The sequence below is a fragment of the Ruegeria sp. AP12 genome, assembly GCF_056540025.1.
Genome location: NZ_JBQFVZ010000004.1, coordinates 273,344 through 293,065, shown reverse-complemented (window position 1 = coordinate 293,065; position 19,722 = coordinate 273,344). Strand labels below are relative to the sequence as shown.

Annotated in this window: 22 protein-coding genes; 14 read left to right on the top strand and 8 right to left on the bottom strand. The window is 60.3% G+C overall.

The window, feature by feature from the left end:
- Window positions 1-43: 43 nt before the first annotated feature.
- The 13 genes from ACR0E6_RS13995 (at window position 44) to ACR0E6_RS13935 (ending at window position 13,311) form a co-directional block, all read left to right on the top strand.
- Complete coding sequence (locus ACR0E6_RS13995; protein ID WP_480584409.1) at window positions 44-1,264, top strand: aminopeptidase P family protein; 1,221 nt, start codon at window positions 44-46, stop codon at window positions 1,262-1,264.
- A gap of 144 nt (window positions 1,265-1,408) precedes the next feature.
- Window positions 1,409-2,827 (top strand): circularly permuted type 2 ATP-grasp protein, encoded by a 1,419-nt coding sequence (locus tag ACR0E6_RS13990; RefSeq protein ID WP_480584407.1) that lies wholly within the window; start codon window positions 1,409-1,411, stop codon window positions 2,825-2,827.
- A 3-nt stretch (window positions 2,828-2,830) separates the two neighbouring features.
- Entirely contained in the window at window positions 2,831-3,772 is a 942-nt protein-coding gene (locus ACR0E6_RS13985; protein WP_480584405.1) for an alpha-E domain-containing protein, read from the top strand.
- A 3-nt stretch (window positions 3,773-3,775) separates the two neighbouring features.
- Window positions 3,776-4,573, top strand: coding sequence for a transglutaminase family protein (locus ACR0E6_RS13980; protein ID WP_480584403.1), 798 nt, complete (start codon window positions 3,776-3,778; stop codon window positions 4,571-4,573).
- 11 nt (window positions 4,574-4,584) lie between these two features.
- On the top strand, window positions 4,585-5,319 hold the full coding sequence (locus ACR0E6_RS13975; protein WP_480584401.1) for a proteasome-type protease: 735 nt from the start codon (window positions 4,585-4,587) through the stop codon (window positions 5,317-5,319).
- 257 nt (window positions 5,320-5,576) lie between these two features.
- A complete protein-coding gene (gene bhcA / locus ACR0E6_RS13970) occupies window positions 5,577-6,767 on the top strand; it encodes an L-aspartate--glyoxylate aminotransferase BhcA (RefSeq protein WP_480584399.1) in 1,191 nt (396 codons plus the stop codon).
- Window positions 6,768-6,777: 10 nt separating this feature from the next.
- Window positions 6,778-7,752 carry a beta-hydroxyaspartate dehydratase BhcB gene (gene bhcB / locus ACR0E6_RS13965; RefSeq protein ID WP_480584397.1) on the top strand — a complete coding sequence of 325 codons (975 nt, stop codon included), beginning with the start codon at window positions 6,778-6,780 and terminating at the stop codon, window positions 7,750-7,752.
- 10 nt (window positions 7,753-7,762) lie between these two features.
- Window positions 7,763-8,926 (top strand): 3-hydroxy-D-aspartate aldolase BhcC, encoded by a 1,164-nt coding sequence (gene bhcC, locus ACR0E6_RS13960; protein WP_480584395.1) that lies wholly within the window; start codon window positions 7,763-7,765, stop codon window positions 8,924-8,926.
- A 24-nt stretch (window positions 8,927-8,950) separates the two neighbouring features.
- A complete protein-coding gene (gene bhcD, locus ACR0E6_RS13955; RefSeq protein ID WP_480584393.1) occupies window positions 8,951-9,931 on the top strand; it encodes an iminosuccinate reductase BhcD in 981 nt (326 codons plus the stop codon).
- A 151-nt stretch (window positions 9,932-10,082) separates the two neighbouring features.
- The gene (locus tag ACR0E6_RS13950; RefSeq protein ID WP_480584391.1) at window positions 10,083-10,925 is read left to right on the top strand and encodes a fumarylacetoacetate hydrolase family protein; all 843 of its coding nucleotides are present in this window, start codon (window positions 10,083-10,085) and stop codon (window positions 10,923-10,925) included.
- Between the two features lie 100 nt (window positions 10,926-11,025).
- On the top strand, window positions 11,026-11,922 hold the full coding sequence (locus tag ACR0E6_RS13945; RefSeq protein WP_480584388.1) for a LysR family transcriptional regulator: 897 nt from the start codon (window positions 11,026-11,028) through the stop codon (window positions 11,920-11,922).
- A complete protein-coding gene (locus ACR0E6_RS13940) occupies window positions 11,912-12,655 on the top strand; it encodes a sulfite exporter TauE/SafE family protein (RefSeq protein ID WP_480584386.1) in 744 nt (247 codons plus the stop codon). The genes ACR0E6_RS13945 and ACR0E6_RS13940 overlap by 11 nt, the downstream gene beginning before the upstream one ends.
- A gap of 35 nt (window positions 12,656-12,690) precedes the next feature.
- The gene (locus ACR0E6_RS13935) at window positions 12,691-13,311 is read left to right on the top strand and encodes a glutathione S-transferase family protein (protein ID WP_480584384.1); all 621 of its coding nucleotides are present in this window, start codon (window positions 12,691-12,693) and stop codon (window positions 13,309-13,311) included.
- A 7-nt stretch (window positions 13,312-13,318) separates the two neighbouring features.
- Here ACR0E6_RS13935 and ACR0E6_RS13930 read toward each other — a convergent pair whose 3' ends face one another.
- From ACR0E6_RS13930 to ACR0E6_RS13895, 8 genes are read right to left on the bottom strand one after another with little or no spacing between them, the layout of a single operon-like run.
- Complete coding sequence (locus tag ACR0E6_RS13930; RefSeq protein ID WP_480584382.1) at window positions 13,319-13,984, bottom strand: fumarate hydratase C-terminal domain-containing protein; 666 nt, start codon at window positions 13,982-13,984, stop codon at window positions 13,319-13,321.
- Window positions 13,981-14,205 (bottom strand): DUF6434 domain-containing protein, encoded by a 225-nt coding sequence (locus ACR0E6_RS13925; protein WP_480584380.1) that lies wholly within the window; start codon window positions 14,203-14,205, stop codon window positions 13,981-13,983. Before ACR0E6_RS13925 ends, ACR0E6_RS13930 begins: the two co-directional genes overlap by 4 nt.
- Window positions 14,202-15,158 (bottom strand): fumarate hydratase, encoded by a 957-nt coding sequence (locus ACR0E6_RS13920; RefSeq protein WP_480584378.1) that lies wholly within the window; start codon window positions 15,156-15,158, stop codon window positions 14,202-14,204. Before ACR0E6_RS13920 ends, ACR0E6_RS13925 begins: the two co-directional genes overlap by 4 nt.
- Window positions 15,155-15,559 (bottom strand): hypothetical protein, encoded by a 405-nt coding sequence (locus ACR0E6_RS13915; protein WP_170622447.1) that lies wholly within the window; start codon window positions 15,557-15,559, stop codon window positions 15,155-15,157. The genes ACR0E6_RS13920 and ACR0E6_RS13915 overlap by 4 nt, the downstream gene beginning before the upstream one ends.
- A 14-nt stretch (window positions 15,560-15,573) precedes the next feature.
- On the bottom strand, window positions 15,574-17,328 hold the full coding sequence (locus tag ACR0E6_RS13910) for an L-aspartate oxidase (protein ID WP_480584376.1): 1,755 nt from the start codon (window positions 17,326-17,328) through the stop codon (window positions 15,574-15,576).
- A 2-nt stretch (window positions 17,329-17,330) separates the two neighbouring features.
- The gene (gene sdhC, locus ACR0E6_RS13905; RefSeq protein ID WP_480584374.1) at window positions 17,331-17,684 is read right to left on the bottom strand and encodes a succinate dehydrogenase, cytochrome b556 subunit; all 354 of its coding nucleotides are present in this window, start codon (window positions 17,682-17,684) and stop codon (window positions 17,331-17,333) included.
- Window positions 17,681-18,028 (bottom strand): succinate dehydrogenase, encoded by a 348-nt coding sequence (locus tag ACR0E6_RS13900; protein ID WP_480584372.1) that lies wholly within the window; start codon window positions 18,026-18,028, stop codon window positions 17,681-17,683. Before ACR0E6_RS13900 ends, sdhC begins: the two co-directional genes overlap by 4 nt.
- On the bottom strand, window positions 18,028-18,744 hold the full coding sequence (locus tag ACR0E6_RS13895; protein ID WP_480584370.1) for a succinate dehydrogenase/fumarate reductase iron-sulfur subunit: 717 nt from the start codon (window positions 18,742-18,744) through the stop codon (window positions 18,028-18,030). Before ACR0E6_RS13895 ends, ACR0E6_RS13900 begins: the two co-directional genes overlap by 1 nt.
- A gap of 117 nt (window positions 18,745-18,861) precedes the next feature.
- Here ACR0E6_RS13895 and ACR0E6_RS13890 point away from each other — a divergent pair, with 117 nt between their 5' ends.
- Window positions 18,862-19,698 (top strand): nitroreductase family protein, encoded by an 837-nt coding sequence (locus tag ACR0E6_RS13890; protein ID WP_480584368.1) that lies wholly within the window; start codon window positions 18,862-18,864, stop codon window positions 19,696-19,698.
- The last annotated feature ends 24 nt before the right edge of the window (window positions 19,699-19,722 follow it).

The window sequence follows — 19,722 nt, the reverse complement described above, 5'->3', positions numbered from 1 at the left end:
AGTGGCCGGGCTTTGCATACCCGGCAAAGATGAGAGACCAAGGATGAACGATATAGCTCAACGCCCCGAATTCTTCACTTGCCACAATGGTGACAAGGCCCCCCTGCCCTTTAGCAAAGCCGAATACAGCCGCCGCCTGAGCGCCCTGCGCGCCATCATGGCCAAGCGCGATATCCCGGCGGTGCTGCTGACCTCGATGCAGAACATCGCCTATTACTCGGGCTTTCTGTATTGCTCGTTCGGCCGCCCCTATGGCTGCGTTGTCACGCAGGACGCCTGCACCACCGTTTCGGCCAATATCGATGCGGGCCAGCCCTGGCGACGCTCGGTTGACGAGAATGTGATCTACACCGACTGGAAGCGTGACAATTACTGGCGCGCCGTGGCCAGCCTGATCGGCGGCGCGAAACGGATCGGGATCGAAGGCGACCACATGACCCTGGCCGCGCGCGACACCGCGCTGCGGATGCTGGACACGCCCGAACTGGTCGATATCGCACCCGACACAATGTTCGCCCGCATGGTGAAATCCGCGGAAGAGATCGAGCTGATCAAAGGCGGCGCGCGCACCGCTGATGTCGGCGGCGCCGCCATCCACGCGGCCATCCGCGAAGGCGCGACCGAGATCGAGATCGCCATGGCCGGCCGCGACGCGATGGAAGAGGAAATCGCGCGGGCCTATCCCGACTCCGAAATTCGCGACACATGGGTCTGGTTCCAGTCCGGGCTGAACACGGATGGTGCCCATAACCCGGTCACCAAACGGGCGCTGCAAAAGGGCGATATCCTGTCGCTGAACACCTTCCCAATGATCTCGGGCTATTACACCGCGCTGGAACGCACCCTATTCCTGGGCGAGCCGGACGCCGACAGCCTGCGCCTGTGGAAGGCCAACGTGGCCGCGCATGAACTGGGCCTCAGCCTGATCAAACCCGGCGCGACCTGCTCGGGCATCACCGCCGAGATCAACCGGCTCTTCGCGGATGAGGGCCTGCTGCAGTATCGCTCGTTCGGCTATGGCCACTCGTTCGGGATCCTCAGCCACTATTACGGGCGCGAGGCCGGTCTGGAACTGCGCGAAGATATCGACACCGTTCTGGAGCCCGGCATGGTCGTCTCGATCGAACCGATGCTGTGGATCCCCGAAGGCCAGCCCGGCGCGGGTGGCTATCGCGAGCATGATATTCTGGTCGTGGGCGAAGACGGGGCCGAGAACATCACCGGCTTCCCCTATGGGCCGGGCCACAACATCATCGGTGCCTGACCGATCCGGGGTGGGGCCTGTGCCCCACCCCATTTTCCTGCGGCTGCGCGCTGAAAGCCCTATAAATAGTCAGCAATACAACCGTTTCGGGGCCATTTCGGCCGTTCCCCTTGCAAACTCGGATATGTTCGTCAAACTTCCTGCATGGGAGAATTCTTTGACGAAATGTACAATGGCGACGGATCTCTGCGCGGTCCTTACGAAGAAATCGGTCGCTGGCTTAATCACGAAGATGTCGCCAGATTACGGGCAAAACAGCGCGAAGCCGAAGAGGTCTTTCGCCTGACAGGCATCACTTTCAACGTCTACGGCAAGGCCGAAGCGGAAGAAAGACTGATCCCCTTCGACATCATCCCCCGCATCATCTCGGGCCGCGAATGGCAACGGCTGGAACGCGGGATCGAACAACGCGTACGCGCGATCAACGCCTTTCTTTACGACATCTATCACCGGCAGGAAATTGTCCGCGCCGGTCGCCTACCGCCCGAGATGATTGCCGCGAACGAGGCGTTCCTGCCCCAGATGATCGGTGTCGCCCCTCCGGGCAAGATCTACACTCATATCGTCGGCATCGATCTGGTCCGCACCGGGCCGGATGAGTTTTACGTGCTGGAAGACAATGCGCGCACGCCCTCGGGCGTCAGCTATATGCTGGAAAACCGCGAGACGATGCTGAAGATGTTCCCGGAACTGTTCAGCGCCAACAATGTGCGCAACGTCTCGGACTATCCGCGCAATCTGCGGCGGTCGCTTGCCGCCTGCGCGCCCGATTGTGCCGAAGGTGAGCCGAGCGTGGCTGTTCTGACGCCCGGCATCTATAACTCGGCCTATTACGAGCATGCGTTCCTGGCCGATCAGATGGCGGTGGAACTGGTCGAAGGCCACGATCTGCGCGTGGTCGATGGGCGCGTCTGTATGCGCACCACGCGCGGATATCGGCCCATCGATGTGCTCTATCGCCGGGTCGATGACGATTTTCTGGACCCGCTGAATTTCAATCCCGACAGCGCACTTGGCGTTCCGGGCATTCTGGACGTCTACCGCGCAGGCGGCATCACCATCGCCAATGCGCCGGGCACGGGCATCTCGGACGACAAGGCGATATATTCCTACATGCCCGAAATCGTCGAGTTCTACACCGGCGAAAAGCCGATCCTGCAAAACGTCCCGACCTGGCGCTGCGCCGATCCGAAATCCCTGTCCTACGTCCTCGACAACCTGTCCGATCTGGTGGTGAAAGAGGTTCACGGTTCGGGCGGCTACGGGATGCTGATCGGCCCGACCGCCAGCAAGAAAGAGATCGCAGCCTTCAAAGCAAAGCTAAAGGCGCGCCCGGCCAACTATATCGCGCAACCTACGCTGTCGCTGTCCACGGTTCCGATCTTTGCCCGCTCGGGGCTGGCCCCCCGCCATGTGGACTTGCGCCCCTTCGTGCTGGTCTCGCCCGACGGGATCAAGATCACGCCCGGCGGGTTGACGCGGGTTGCACTGAAAAAGGGATCGCTGGTGGTGAATTCCAGCCAGGGTGGCGGGACCAAAGACACCTGGGTGCTGGAGGACTAAGCCATGCTGGGAAAAACTGCAGGTGGATTGTTCTGGATGTCCCGCTACTTGGAACGCGCGGAAAGCACGGCCAGATTGCTGGAAACCGGTCAACGCATGGCGCTGACCCGCACCCAGAACTCGGTCGAGGAATGGAGTTCGGTCCTGCGCACAGCGGGCGTTCTGGGCACCTATCAGGAGAAATATGACGACGTCACCCGCGACAATGCGGTCGACTGGGTGCTGCGCGATGGGGATAACCCGTCATCGGTCTGGTCCGTTGTCAAACAGGCACGCGAGAATGCAAAACTGGTGCGCACGGCGCTGACCCATGATGTCTGGAGCGCGGTGAACGCCACATGGATGCAACTGGACGGGGCCCTTCGGCGCAAGGTGAACGAACGCGACTTGCCCGGCCTGCTGGAACTGATCCGCCATCAATCGGCGCTTGTGCGCGGCGCCATACTTGGCACCATGCTGCGCAACGACATGTTCGACTTCACCCGCATCGGCACCTTCATCGAACGCGCCGATAACACCGGGCGCATTCTGGACGTCAAATATTATGTGCTGTTGCCAACGGCATTCTCGGTGGGATCGTCGCTGGACAATATCCAATGGGAAAGCATCCTGCGATCCGTAGGGGCTGGCGGGGGCTATCGGATGACGCATGGCCAAAAAACCTCGCCTTCGGACATTGCGCAATTCCTCATACTGGACCAGCGCATGCCGCGCAGCCTGCATTTCTGTTGCCGCAAGATTCAGGAAAACCTGTCATATCTGAAGAAGGACTATGGCTTCGCCGGTCCATCCTGCGAGGCGTCCAATGCGCTGTACGACAAATATCTGGATCGCGCCATCGCAGATATCTTCGAGTTTGGCCTGCATGAGTACATTCAGGAATTCCAGAACGATCTCGCCGGGCTGAGCCGACAGATCGAAATCGATTATCGTTTCTATGAGTAAGCCATGAAACTGCACATCCGACACGAAACCCGATACGATTTCGACGCCCCGGTGCCCTTTGGCCTGCAACAGCTGAGGAAAACGCCCAAGTCGTTCCGCAACCAGAAAATCGACAGCTGGACCACGCAAGTCCTTGGTGGCCGCAAAGAGCTGAGCTTTGAGGATTATCACCGCAACACGGTGGAACTGATCAGTTTCGAGCCTAACACGCAAAGCGTCTCGCTGATCTCGGAAGGCGTGGTCGATATCTCGGACACCCACGGCGTTCTGGGGCCTCATGAAGGGTCGATCCCGCTGTGGCTGTTTCAGCGCGACACGCATCAAACCAAGCCCGGCAAGGGCGTGGCCGCACTGATCAAATCCCTGCCCGATGGCGAACCGCTGGACCGGTTGCACGCGCTGTCTGCCGCGATCCGCGATCATGTGACCTACAAGATCGGATGCTCGGAACCCGACTGGACAGCCGAAGACGCGTTGGAGGCTGGCTGCGGCGTCTGTCAGGACCATAGCCACATTTTTATCACCTGCGCCCGCGCACTTGGCATTCCGGCCCGCTATGTCTCGGGCTATCTGATGATGAGCGATACCGAGGTTCAGGACGCCACCCACGCCTGGGCCGAAGCGCATCTGGACGGGCTGGGATGGGTCGGATTTGACATATCGAACGGAATATCCCCCGACAGCCGCTACGTCCGTGTTGCAACCGGTCTGGACTATGCGCAGGCTGCCCCGGTAAGAGGAAGCAGAATTGGGGCAGCGGGCGAGCAATTGACAGTGCAATTGCAGGTCGCACAGCAGTAACGGAGACCAAGATGACCTATGCTGTGGGGATGCGGCTGAACCGTGGGCTGGTGTTCATGTCCGATACCCGCACCAATGCAGGCGTTGACAATGTCTCGACCTTCAACAAGATGTTCAACTGGACGGTCGAGGGCGACCGTTCGATCACCATTCTGACCGCTGGCAATCTGGCCACGACGCAGGCGACGATCAGCCTGCTGGAAGAACGCACCAAGGTGCCCGCAGACCGATCCCCTTCGATCCTCGAAGCACCGACGATGTTTCAGGTCGCGCAACTGGTTGCCGATACGCTGAACGACGTCATCGAACAGCACGCCCGCTCGGGCCAACAGGCCGACAGCGCCTTTCACGCCACGCTGATCCTGGGCGGCCAGATCAAGGGCGGACCATCGCGCCTGTTTCTGATCTACCCCGAGGGCAATTTCATCGAGGCGGGCGACGAAACGCCGTTCTTCCAGATTGGCGAAACCAAATACGGACGCCCCATTCTGGTGCGTGCCTATGATCCCGACATGAGCTTTGCCGAAACGGTGAAACTGCTGCTTGTCAGCTTTGATTCGACCATCAAGGCCAACCTGTCCGTCGGCGCACCGCTCGACCTGTTTCTTTATGACGAAGACAGTTTCGAACCCGGTCAGCGCACCCGGTTCGAAGGGGACGATCCCTATTTCCGAACCATCTCGGATGGGTGGGGGGACGCGCTGAAATCTGCGCTGTCGAAACTGCCGGAATATGCACCCGATTAACGGGGGGTGTTCGGACCTTTGGGTCTGACGGACCGCAAGCCGAATCTCTTCCTTTTCGAAGGTGAAAACCGCAGTCGGAGATGATGACTGCGGTTACTTTTTCATTTTCGGAAATTTTAGCTACTTTTTTGAAAAAATACGCAGGCACTGATTTTCAACGCGTTAAGGCATTTTTTCACCCAGTAAAAAACATTTTCGAGAAAATTGCAGTTTCCCCCGCCCGATAAGACAATTTCGTCAAAGCGGAGGAAGCGAAAATGTCCAACCAGAACCCGGTCTTTATTCCCGGTCCAACGAACATCCCCGACAGGTTGCGGCTGGCGATGCAGGTGCAGACTCAGGACCACCGCGCCCCGGATTTTGTACAGACCTTCGCACCGGTGCTGGAAGACACCAAGAAGGTGTTTGGCACAACCGAAGGTCAAATCATCACCTTCCCCGCCAGCGGAACCGGCGGGTGGGAGGCGTCGATCACCAACACGCTCAGCCCCGGCGATACCGTCCTGGTCGCGCGGTATGGCATGTTCAGCCATCGCTGGATCGACCTGTGTCAGCGCCACGGTCTGGATGTGCGGATCATCGAATGCCCCTGGGGCAGTGGCGCACCGGCGGATAAATTCGCCGAGACTCTGGCTGCGGATAAGAGCCATGAGATCAAGGCGGTTCTGGTCACGCATAACGAGACGGCCACCGGCGTGCGCTCGGATATTGCGGCGGTGCGCAAGGCGATGGATGCCAGTGACCACCCAGCGATGCTGTTTGTGGATTGCGTCAGTTCGCTGGCCTCAATGCCTTTTGCCTTTGATGACTGGGGCGTCGATATTGCGGTTTCGGGCTCGCAGAAGGGGTTCATGCTGGCGACCGGCATGGCGATCCTGTGCGTCAGCCCCAAGGCGCTGGCAGCGATGGAAACGGCCCAACTGCCGCGCACCTTCTTTGATTTCCGCGACATGATGAACGCCAACGCCTCGGGCGGCTTTCCCTACACCCCGCCGCTGCAATTGATCTATGGCATGCGCGAAAGCCTGAAGATGCTGTTCGAGGAAGGCTTGGACAACGTCTATGCCCGTCATTTCCGTCTCGCCGAGGGCGTGCGCAAAGCCACCGCCGCATGGGGGCTGGATCTGGTGGCGCAGTCCCCCGATCTTTATTCGGATACGGTCAGCGCGATCTATGTGCCCGAAGGCTTCGACAGCAATGCCCTGACCGACCACGCCTTCAACGCCTATGGCGTCAGCTTTGGCATCGGGTTGGGCGAGATGAACGGCAAGGCCTTCCGCATTGGCCATCTGGGCAGTCTGACGGATGTGATGGTTCTGTCTGGCCTCGCGACCATCGAAATGGCGATGGCCGACCTGAATTATCCAATCGAGTTGGGCAGCGGTGTTGCAGCGGCTCAGGAGTACTTCCGTCTGGGCCACGCCAATCCCATGCAATCCGCAGCGTAAGGACCCAAGGATGCTAGATTCAATGACCACAGCCGATTGCCTGACCCTTGCCGATATGCGCGAAGCGCATGAGCGGATCAGGCCACATATCAACCGCACCCCGGTGCTGCGCTCGGCCTATCTGGACGATCTGACGGGCGCCCAGCTGTTTTTCAAATGCGAGAACTTTCAAGAGGCCGGTGCCTTCAAGGTGCGCGGGGCCTGCAACGCGGTATTCGGTCTGAATGACGAGGTCGCCAAGCGCGGTGTTTGTACGCATTCTTCCGGCAATCACGCGCTCAGCCTGTCTTATGCCGCCGGTCGCCGGGGCATCCCCTGCAACGTGGTGATGCCGCGCACCGCGCCACAAGCCAAGAAAGACGCGGTGCGCCGCTATGGCGGGATCATCACCGAATGCGAGCCTTCGACCACCTCGCGCGAGGCGGTGTTTGCCGAGGTGCAGGCGCGGACGGGTGGCGAGTTCGTGCACCCCTATAACGACCCGCGCGTGATTGCGGGGCAGGCGACCTGCTCGGCGGAACTGCTGGAGCAGACCGACGGTCTGGACGCGGTGGTCGCGCCGATTGGCGGCGGCGGCATGATCTCGGGCACCTGCCTGACCCTGTCGAACCTCGCGCCCGAGGTGAAGATCTATGCCGCGGAACCGGAACAGGCCGATGACGCCTATCGCAGTTTCAAGGCCGGTCACATCATCGCCGATGACGCGCCGGTCACCATCGCCGACGGGCTGAAAGTGTCGCTGAAGGAAAACACCTGGCACTTTGTCTCGAACTTCCTGAGCGACATCCACACCGCCAGCGAAGACGAGATCATCGCCGCGATGAAGATCACCTGGAAATACCTGCGCATCGTGATGGAACCCAGCAGCGCGGTGCCTTTGGCGACCATTCTGAAGAACCCCGACGCCTTCAAGGGCAAACGCGTCGGCGTGATCATCACCGGCGGCAATGTGGATCTGGACAAACTGCCCTGGGCACAGGGTTGAGGAGGACAACATGAACAAACCCATAAACATCGAGCAACTCGAAGTCGGCTACGACATCCCCGCTGCCATCGGCATGGACGCATCCGAGATCCAGACCCCGGCCCTTGTGCTGGATCTGGACGCACTGGAGCGCAACATCAAGAAAATGGGCGATTACGCAAAGGCCCACGGCATGCGCCACCGGGTGCATGGCAAGATGCACAAATCCGTCGATGTGGCGCGGCTGCAGGTCGAGATGGGCGGGGCTTGTGGTATATGCTGTCAGAAGGTCTCGGAGGCTGAGGTCTTTGCCCGTGGCGGTATCAAAGATGTGCTTGTGTCCAATCAGGTGCGTGACCCGGCCAAGATCGACCGTCTGGCGCGGATGCCCAAGCTGGGCGCGCGAACGATCTGCTGTGTCGACGATATCGACAATGTTGCCGACCTGTCCGAGGCCGCGCAGCGTCATGGCACCCAAATCGAATGTCTGGTCGAGATCGACTGCGGCGCAGGCCGTTGCGGTGTCACCACCACGCCCGAGGTCATCGCCATCGCCAAAGCCATCGACGCGGCACCGGGTCTCAAGTTCGCCGGCATTCAGGCCTATCAGGGCGCGATGCAGCACATGGACCTGTACGCGGACCGCAAAGCCAAGATCGACATCGCCGTGGCGCAGGTGAAAGACGCCGTGGATGGATTGAAGGCCGAAGGGCTGGAGTGTGACATCGTCGGCGGTGGCGGCACCGGGTCATACTACTTCGAGAGCACCTCGGGCGTGTATAACGAACTGCAATGCGGCTCTTACGCCTTTATGGATGCCGATTATGGCCGCATCCTTGATCAAAACGGCAACCGCATCGACCGGGGAGAGTGGGAGAACGCCTTCTTTATCCTGACCAGCGTCATGAGCCACGCCAAGGCAGACAAAGCCATCGTAGATGCAGGGCTAAAGGCGCAATCCGTCGACAGCGGCCTGCCGGTGATCTTTGGCCGCTCGGACGTGGAATACATCAAATGCTCGGACGAACATGGGGTCGTGTCGGACCCGGACGGGGTTCTGACGGTTAATGACAAGCTGCATCTGGTGCCCGGCCACTGTGATCCGACAGCCAATGTCCACGACTGGTATGTGGGCGTGCGGGGCGGCAAGGTCGAAACCCTCTGGCCCGTGTCCGCGCGCGGCAAGGCGTACTGAGGCGAGGGAAGGATCATGAAAGACATGACAGATAAACCCCTGCTGATCGTCGGAGAAGAGCTGTGCCAGAAACTGGTCGGCCGCTCCGAAGCCTTCGACGCCGTGCAAAACGTCTTCGCCGCCATGGCGCGAAGTGACGCCTATAACTTCCCGGTCATTCGCGAGGCCATCGGCTATGCCGACGCGCTTTACGGCTTCAAATCCGGTTTCGACCGCGCTGGTCAGGTGCTGGGCGTCAAATCCGGTGGCTACTGGCCCGGCAATATCGACAAGGGGCTGACCAACCACCAGTCCACCGTCTTTCTGTTCGACCCCGATACCGGGCGGCTGTCGGCGCTGGTCGGCGGCAACTACCTGACCGCCGTGCGCACAGCTGCGTCCTCGGCTGTATCCATCGCCCATCTGGCCCGGAAAGATGCCAAGGTTCTGGGTATGGTCGGCGCGGGTCATCAATCGACCTTCCAGCTGCGCGCCGCCGCAGAACAGCGCGACTTTGAAAAAGTCGTCGCCTGGAACCCCCACCCCGAAATGCTGCCGCGTCTGGGCGCGGTCGCGACCGAGCTCGGGTTGGAATTTGAGGCCGTCTCGCAACAGGATCTTGGCGCGCAGGCGGATGTCATCATCACCATCACCTCGGCTTTCGAGCCGCTGTTGATGAAAGACTGGATCAAACCCGGCACGCACCTGGCCTGCATGGGCACAGACACCAAAGGCAAGCAAGAGGTCGACGCGGCCCTAGTCACCGAAGCCACGGTTTTCACCGATGAGGTCGCCCAATCCATCTCGATCGGCGAGGCGCAGCACGCCGTTGAAGCAGGTACCCTGACCGAGGATCAGATCACGCCCATCGGGGCCGTGATTAACGGAACCCATCCGGGTCGCAGCAGCGATGACCAGATCACCCTGTTCGACGGCACCGGCGTAGGTCTGCAAGATCTGGCCGTGGCCTCTGTAGCAGCCCGGCTGGCACAAGAGGCGGGGTTGGCAGACCAAGCCACGTTGTAACGTCCCGCTGACGCGTCACTCGGCACTGATTTCTCCCGTCGGTGCCGGGTGCTTATTGATCTGCCTTCCGGTGAAAACCAGCCGCTATACAAACAGCGAAACCTGCGCCACTAATAGCTTCCGGACGACCTGAGCCAAGAAGGAGCGCAGCATGAAGCTTTTACGTCACGGGCCAAAAGGCGCTGAAAAACCCGGCCTTCTGGATGCCAATGGCACAATCCGCGACCTCAGCGGTCATGTAGATGACATTGCCGGGGCAACGCTTGGCGACGCAGAACTGGACCGGGTGCGCGCAATCGATCCGACCAGTTTGCCAGCGGTGGACGCGGGCACCCGCATTGGCCCTTGCGTCGGTCAGGTTGGCAAGTTCATCTGTATCGGCCTCAACTACGCCGACCACGCCGCCGAAGCCGGCATGGACCTGCCCGTCGAGCCTGTGATCTTCTTCAAGGCAACCTCGGCCATTGCAGGGCCGAATGACGCCATCGAAATCCCCCGCGGATCAGAGAAATCGGATTGGGAGGTCGAACTGGGCGTCGTGATCGGCAAAGAAACCAAATACATCTCCGAAGCCGATGCCTTGAACCACGTGGCGGGTTATTGCGTGGTGAACGACCTGTCCGAGCGCGACTTTCAACTGCATCGCTCGGGCCAGTGGGTCAAAGGCAAGTCGGCGGACACGTTTGGCCCCATCGGCCCGTGGCTGGTGACACGGGATGAGGTGCAGGACCCTCAGAACCTGCCGATGTATCTTGAAGTCAATGGCCATCGCTATCAGGACGGCTCGACCCGGACGATGCATTTCGGTGTTGCCACGGTGATCGCACACCTGTCGCAATTCATGTCCCTGCAACCCGGTGATATCATCTCGACCGGCACGCCTCCGGGTGTGGGCATGGGTCAGACGCCACCGACCTACCTGAAACCCGGCGATCGTTTAGAGGCCGGGATTGCCGGGCTGGGTGTGCAACGACAAGTCACTGTTGCGGGATAAGGGTTGCGATAGCAGTTAGGCATCGTGAAGTCAGGTCAAACAGAGTACGCTGCCAACACGCCTTGATCTCAGCTTGCAGGGACCGACCGTGACGATCCGAATGCTGCGCACCCTTGTTGCGATTGCAGACACAAGAACTTTCAGCGCGGCGGCGGACGTTGTGCATGTCACCCATGCCGCTGTCAGCCAGCAGATGCAGACGCTTGAGGCGGATCTGGGCGTGGCACTGTTTGATCGCAGCACAAGAACGCCGGAACTGACCCCTGTTGCCCATCAGATCGTCGAAAAAGCCCGCAAGATCATCGCGGATTACGACAATCTGGTGCCTTCGGTGATGCAGGAAGGCGAATTGCAAAGCGTGATCCGGCTGGGCGTTCTGCGTACAACGCTGACCGGGTTGGCGCCGCAGGCCATGGCGCAGCTGAAAGCGCATCATCCCGGCATGGGATTACACCTGAAACCCGGATTGACCGGCGCTTTGCTGGCAGACCTGGCCCGCGGAAATCTGGATGCGGCTTTGGTGACCAAGCCCGCCGTCATGCCGCCGGGCGTTATCTTCCGGAAGCTGGTCGAAGAACCGATGCAACTGATCGCCTCGCTGGAGGAACCCGAACTAGACCCGATCACCCTGTTGAAGATCCGACCCTTTATCCGCTTCAACCGCAGCGCCGTGGTCGGGGCGCTGATCGACAACTGGATCCTGTCGAAACGCATCCGGGTCAATGAGGCGATGGAGCTGGACGGGCTTGAGGCCATAGCCAGCATGGTTCAGGCCAATCTGGGCGTCTCGATCGTGCCGGACCTTGCCGTTCCGCCGATGGATCCGTTGCCGCTCAACCGGTTAAAGCTTGGTCCCGATGCGCCCCGCCGGACGCTGGGTCTGATCTATCCCGAGACCCAAAGCAAGATGCGGGCCATGGATGCGCTTTTCAATGCGCTGGCCGGCGTGATAGCTGCATCCAAAAGCACCGGACACACGCCTGCGCATGACATTTGAAACGGTTTTCTATCTGATCCTCGGCGCGGCGGCGGGTGGCTTTATCAACGGGCTTGCGGGCACCGGAACCGCGTTGTTTGCGCTTGGGTTCTACCTCGTCGTGCTGCCCCCGGTGACCGCCGTGGCGATTGTCGCCCTCATGTCGGTTCTGGCGGGGCTTCAGGGGCTGTGGATCGTTCGGGCCGACATTCTGGCACAGCCCCGCAGGTTGCTGCGCTTTTTCGTGCCCGGCCTGCTTGGGGTGCCCATTGGGCTTGCACTGCTGAACCAGATCGACGCCAGCACGTTGCGGATCGGCGTTGCGGGGTTTCTGATCCTCTATGGCGGCTATTTCGGTTTTCGCGCGACCCTTCCCGCGTTCGAGCGTCGAACGCCCTGGCTGGATACCGGGGTCGGCCTGACCGGAGGCATTCTGGGCGGGGCCGCCGCCGTCTCGGGCGCGATCCCGGCCATGTGGCTGTCGCTGCGGCCCTGGACCAAATCCGAGACGCGCGCGGTTTTGCAGCCGTTCAACGTGACCATTCTCAGCACCACAATTTTCCTGCTGTTCCTGAAAGGCGCTTATGACAGCACGGCCGTGAAAGCGCTGCTGGTGACTGTCCCTTGCGGCCTGATCGCGGCGCAAATCGGCATCATGGTGTTTCGCCGCCTCAGCGACACAGGCTTCCGACGCCTTTTGATCTTGTTGACGCTGCTGGTGGGGCTGGGCGTAATGGCAAGCGAGGTTCTATAGTCCAAACGCAAGACCAATAGAAAGGGCCGACCGGGATGCTTGTATTCTACTATTCCAAAGGCTCCTCCGCGCTGGCCGCACATATCCTTTTGGTCGAGGCCGGGGCAGAGTTCACGGCGGTCGAAATCTCAATTCCCGACGGGGCGCATCGCAGCCCGGATTTCTTGCGGAAAACCCCAAAAGGGCGCATCCCGGTTCTGGAAACGCCCGAGGGGCTTCTGACCGAAAACCCAGCCATTCTGGAATATATTGCGGCCACCCATCCAAGGGCGGGTCTGATGCCCGATGGCGACTTTGCGCAGGCACAGGCGCGATCTCTCTGCGCCTATCTCTGTTCGACCGTACATGTCGGATTTGCCCACCTCAAACGCGGCAGCCGGTGGGCCGATCAGGACGCCTCGCGGCAGGATATGCGTCGCGTCGCGCCACGCAATCTTGCGGCCTCAGCGAAGCTGTTGGAACAACAATTGGAGTTGACCCCTTGGGCGATGGGCGCACAGTTCAGCTTTTGCGACCCGTATCTCTTCCTGTTGCAACACTGGATGGCCGCAGCCGATCTGTCGCTGGACCCTTATCCCAAACTGGCCGCACATAACGAAGCCATGCGCGCCCGACCAGCAACGCAAACTGTTCTGGACTTGTACGGGTCACTGTAAAGCGGCCTTAGATCACTTCATCCCGGCGATCATCGCTTTCGCCGTAGCGCTTCATGACGGCTGGTTTCGTGCCCTCATAGACCTGTTCGATAGTCTCGGCGATCTTGGCGTTTTCGCGTTCAAACAAACAGTCTCCGTTCATGTCCGAGGCCACGATGAATGGTCCCATCCGCTTGCACCGGATCACCCACATCGCCTGCGCCAGACCCAGTTCCTGGTTCCAATGCACCGCCTCGACATTCTCGACACCGCGCCCCAGCAATGCTCCGGTGCCGTAGCCCACGGTGGACAGGTATACGGCACCATTCGGCACGAAATACTCTTTGTAATCCTTCGAGGACATCCCGCCCTTGCCAACGATCAACCGCGCCCCGGTCTTGGCAATCCATTCCGGCAACCATTTGGCAAAGCGAAACGACGCGGTCGCCGTTACTGCGCCCATGTCAAAGGACCCATCCGCATTGATCCGCGCCGCAGGTGAGCAATGAAAATTGGCAGCACTGTCCGAGGGCAATTCCATCGGGATATTCGCCTTATCCTCCAGCGCGCGCATATAGACACCTTCGCGGGCGGTATACATCAGCCCGGTCAGATACACGATGTCGCCAAGCCGCAGATCGGCGATGTCTTCTTCCGATGGGGTGGTGGATAGCTCGATCTCGCGCAAACTCATTTGCTTGTCTCGTTTTGCATGTCACGCCAAACCCCGCAGGCTGTTTTGAGGGTTTTGCCGGAATTGTCTTTCATCCACGCCATGAACTTTCGGTTCATCTTAAAATCCTCACCCAAGCGGCTTTTGAAATAGCGCCTGACGTTCTGAGTGTTGCGGTACTTCGCATCGATGACGGTTTCGTCGCTCAGCGGGGCAGAATGCCAGTCCAAATTACCACTCATTCCGCGGCCTCCTGCACCGGGTCCCAGTCCACCGTTTCGCGGCGCTGATACGGCGTGAACCAATCCGGGTCGGTGCGGTGCTCGACCCGGCCATCGGCGTGGATGCGCGCGACGGCCCGGCGCGACGACAGGCAGAACGCGTGGACCGACATGGGCATCCCGCCAGTGTGGCAATAGCCGACCTCGATATTGCAATCGATCACCATGTTCTTGCCCACAAACCCCATGGCGCCCATACCGATGGAATTGCCCAGTTCCTTGAACTCATCCTCCATCTCGGCAATGCGCGGGTCGGAATTGCGGCTGCCCACCACACGCAGGGTCGAGGCGCGTTTGCCCAGCGTCATGCAGATATCCTTGGACCCACCCAGACCGATCCCGATAATCGCAGGCTGACAGGCCAGACCGCGTTTCCCGAAGGCCATCAGGCTGTCGAGGTAGAAGCGCTTGATCCCCTGAATCCCGTCCGAGGGGAACAGCATCCGGTAATCTGTGCCGAACAGCCCGCCTTTATGCACGGTGATCAGATCGATCCACGCGCCTTCAGGCTCGAACCCGTATTCAATCTCGGGCGCGCCGATACCGACATTGTTGTCGTGATCCGTGCGCCACAAAGGATGCACCCTATTGGGGCGCAAAGGCACGCCATTTGTGGCATTTGCCGTTGCCCGCCTGAGAGCCGCTTCCAATGCAACCATGCCGCCTTCGACCTGCGCCTCATTGCCCAGTTTGACGAACCAGCGCGGCACGCCGGTGTCGCCGCACATGGCCCGGCGGTCCTCTTTCGCGGCTTCGTAGTTCTCCAGCATGGCTTTCAGGACAAATGACGACAGATCGCCATCCTCGGTCTTTGACGCCGCTTTCAGCCCAGCGAGGTAATCTTGCGGGATCTCAATCGCCGCCTTGTCCATCAGCGTTTCGGCCGTGGATTGGATAAGAGAAATGGGGATCATGTTTTCTTCACCAATCGATGTGTGTTCTTCTCAAGCAACCCCCAGCGTTCCAGTTTATCCGGGTTTTCCCTATGGGGGTCGTTGGCGTCGCGCTCGGACGGGGATTGTTGGAATGCGATGGCACCGGACCGCACAAGCAGTCGGCGCAGCTCGTCATCCTCGAACCCCCGGATATGCGACTTGATGGTGTAGAAGCTTCGCAACTCCCAGCCCTGGCGATCCAGCAAATGGATGATCGCCGCCTCGGTCGAGGTTTCAAGCTTCAACTCTTCGCGTATTCTGACATGCTCGTGCCGCGATTGGTAATGCGCGGTGAGATAGGCAACGACGATCGAAGCAAGGATCGCGACGAACCATTGATTTTTCGAAAGCCACTCCCAAACGGTGTTTAGCAAATCCATGTGTTCACCTTCTGCTACTGCGCCACCAAAGTCTCGGGCTCGCCCTTTGGCAGGATCGTTTCTCCGGGCTTCACAATTGTGAATTGAACAGGCTCCTGCGAAACTTCCACAGCCCCATCGACCTGTTTGGCAACCGTGAATGCGCTGTCTTCCATCGCGCCCGGCTCGGGGAAATCTTCGCGGTAATGCGCCCCGCGAGAGTTTTCGCGCGCCAGCCCGGCCCGGGTGATGACCTCGGATATATCACAAAGCGAGCGCAGGTTCAGCCAGTCATGCCAGGTCAGGTTGAAGGCCAGATTGCTGCCCTCGACCCCCACATCCATCAGCGCGTCGGACACCTGCGCAATCCCTTGCAGGCCACGTGTCAGGCCCGGTTTGGTGCGCATCACGCCCACATCCTCCCACATCAGGTCCTGCAATCGTTTGCGCAGCGGTAGAACAAGGTCGGGTTTGCGTGACAGAGGATGGGTGGCGCGGTCAAGCTCGGCGGTCAGGGCTGCCTCATCGGGCTCACGCAGGGACATGGCCCTTACATCCGCGCCCATCACATCCCCTGCAATACCGCCATAAACCGTTGAATTGGCCACGCCATTGCCGCCCAATCGGTTCGACCCATGCGCGCCCCCGGCGTCCTCACCCGCAACATACAATCCTTCCATTGCCGTGCGCGTGTCTACATCGACAACCACACCGCCCATGAAATAATGCGCGGTGGGCACAACCTCGACCTTGCCAGCCGCCAGATCGAAGCCGCTGTCAGCACAGCGTTTCACCATGCCTTTGAACTTCTGGCGCACGGTCTCGGGGCCCAGATGGGACATCGAGATAAACACCCCCTCCTGTCCCGGATCGTTATTCTTGCGCATCTCGGCATAGATGCCGCGGCTGACCACATCCCGCGTGGCCCGCTCACCCTTAGGGTCATAGTCGAACATGAACCGCTGACCCGCGTGGTTCAGCAATTGCCCGCCCGCGCCCCGCAAGCCTTCCTCTAGCACTGTGCCGGTCATCCGCGTATGATCCCCCGCCAGCAGGCCGGTTGGGTGAAACTGCACCATTTCCATATCGCGCAGCGGGAGGCCCGCGCGCAGCGCCATGGCCAGCCCGTCCATTGTCTTATCCCCGGATGGGGTGTGATAGCGGTACATGGTCGGACCGCCGCCGGTGGCCATCAACACGCATTTGGCGCGGACAAAACGGAAGCGACCCGTACGCATGTCGATCATCAGAACACCCGACAAGGCGCCGCCGTCCTTGCTGGGGACCAGCCCGATTGCGCGATGTTCCTGCAGTTTTTCGACGCCGCTTGCCAGCACCTTCTCCATCAGCCGGTTGATGATCTCGATCCCGGTCAGATCACCCTTGTGAACCGTTCGGTCCGCAGTCTGACCGGCGAAGGCTTTCTGGTGCAGCGAGCCGTCGGGATTGCGGTCAAAGAAACACCCGACCTCGTTTTCCAACTCGCGAATGCGGACCACCGCCTGTTCGCAAAGCCGCCACGCCATGTCTTGGTTGGGCAGCCATTTACCGCCATGGATGGTGTCCATAAAATGCCGCTCGACCGTATCGCCGCCACCCAAGGCGACATTGTAGCCACCCTGCACCATCCGCGTGCAGCCGCATTTCCCGATCAAGCCTTTGACGGCGATGGTGATCCTGGTGCCCTCGGGCGCGGTTTGTTGGGCATGCAGCGCGGCAAACAGCCCCGCGCCCCCGCTGCCGAGGATCAGAATGTCGGTATCGTGCCGGTCGATCTCGGAGTGCCGCATCGCTAAATCGCCCGCATGAAAAACAGCCCGGCCACGAGGAACGACATCGCTGCCGCCCCGGCTGCGAGTGTTTTCTGCGATGGGCGCCAAGGCAGCCATTCCAGCGCCATCAGGCGCAGGCCGCCGAACATATGCACGGCCAGCAGGAAGACGAGGCCGAATTCGGCTAGCTTCACCGCGCCGGACTCGGTCATTGCCATGGCCGCGTCCAACCGCGCGGGACCGGTCAGCGCCATGGCCAGAACCCAGAAATGGATCGGCAGAAACAGCGCCAGGGCAATCCCGGACAAACGATGCAGAATATAGGCCAGCCACAGCGGATGGGCCCGAGACTGGATACCGCGCGCCGCCCTCATGACGCGGCCCCCACCGCAAACGTGACCGCCCATACCGCGCGTGCACCCAAAGCAAATAGCGCCAGCCCGGTCGCCCACATAAAGACGTCCAGTGCCCGACCCGTCAGGCCACCCCATTCAAAGGCAATGACCCGCAGACCAATGGCCCCGTGAATGGATACCGCAACAGCAAAAAGCCCGTAGAACAGGAACCAGATCAGCGAACCCTGCGTTCGCCCCAAAATCTCGGCAGCGGTCAGCCCGCCCTGAATGGCGTAGATCATCACCGCCAGATGCCCCAGCACAAGCGGGGCCATCACCAGCGCCGTCACCCGTTGCAGCATGTAAAGGCGAAAATCCAGCATCAGCGTCCCTTTCGAAACAAGGATCTCAGCGTCTCGCGTTTCAGACCGGCGATTGCTGACATCGGGTCCAGATCGTTCGGGCAGTAGGCCGCGCAGGATCCTATCGAGTGGCAATTGTGGCACCCGCCCTGCCCTGAGGCTGCCTGCAGTATCTCGGTACGCCCGGCATCCCGGCTGTCATTCACAAGGGTCCAGGCCCGTTGCAGCGCGGCGGGTCCCAGATAATCCGGATGCGCCGACACCGTATCGCAGGCCGCATAGCAGACCGCGCAGTTGATACACTCGATCCCGGCATTGGCCGTGGCCCGTTCGGGGGAGGTTTCGTCGACCGGAGTAATCGGATCGTTGCGCGTCGATGTGCCATGGTGAACGCCTTCGGCCGCGATCCATTTGTCAAAGAACGGATCCATGTCCACGACCAGATCCTTGATGACCGGAAGGTTGCGCAGCGGGCCGATGGTGACGCCATCCCCATCCAGCACCTTTGAGATATGGGTTCGGCACGTCCAGCGCGGCACCCCATTGACCATCATGGCACAGGACCCGCACATCCCCACGCGGCAAGCAAAGCGATAGCTGAGCGTGGGGTCAGCGTTCTGCTGAATCCACGAGACAACGTCCAGCACGGTCTGATTGTCGTGGGCCGGGACCTTGAACGCATCAACGCGATCCGCGCCCCGTTCGATCCGAATGTTTAGCTGTACCGCTGAATTCATACTCAAGCGTGTCCAGATGCTGTATGGCTGGATCAAAGCTTAACCGACAGTTTGCCTTAATGAACGCGAAAAAATCTTAAGCTTTGTGTTAGAAATAGTTTCAAAAGAGGTACCGCCGTGGCCGATCTCCCAACTTCCGATCTGCAAGCCGCCCTGCGCGCCCGGTTCTCGGATGCGCCTGAAACGGTGCCCGATGCGGCAGCGCCGTTGTACCCCATAGCGGCCCGAGGGTCGTGCCGCAGTTTCCGCGATCAGGACATTCCCGCTGACCTGCTGGAAACACTCTGCGCCATTGCCTTGGCCGCGCCGACCAAAAGCGACCTGCAACAGCGGGATATCATCCTGCTGCGCTCACCCTCTCAGCGCCGGAAACTGGCCGAACTGATCCCCGGTCAGGATTGGATTGCAAGTGCCCCGATGATCCTGATCTTCTGCGGCAACAATCGACGTCAGAGGCTACTGCATGATTGGTCAGAGACCCCTTTTGCCAATGATCATCTGGATGCGTTCTTCAACGCGGTCGCGGACGCCGCCATCGCGCTTGGGGCCTTTGTCACAGCGGCCGAGGCCACAGGGCTAGGCTGCTGCCCGATCAGCGCGGTGCGCAATCAGGCCCGGGCGGTCAGCGACCTACTGAACCTGCCGCAGCATGTGTTCCCGCTGGCCGGTCTGGCACTGGGCTATCCGGCATCCCCTGCCCCCATTTCCAAGCGACTGCCCTTGCGCGTGACATGTCATGAGGATGAATACCGCGAAACCAACCTGCGGGAGGCGATTGAAACCTATGCGCAGGAACGCGCGGTTGCGCAGCCCTACGCCAGCCAAAGGGACCCGGATCACCAAAGTACGAAACCGGGTTATACGTGGATCGACGACAAGACCCGGCAGTACGGCAAGCCGGAACGCGAAGAATTTGGCGACTATATCCGCGCGCAGGGGTTTCGACTGACCTAAATGCAATCCGTTTCCCCGTGTTTG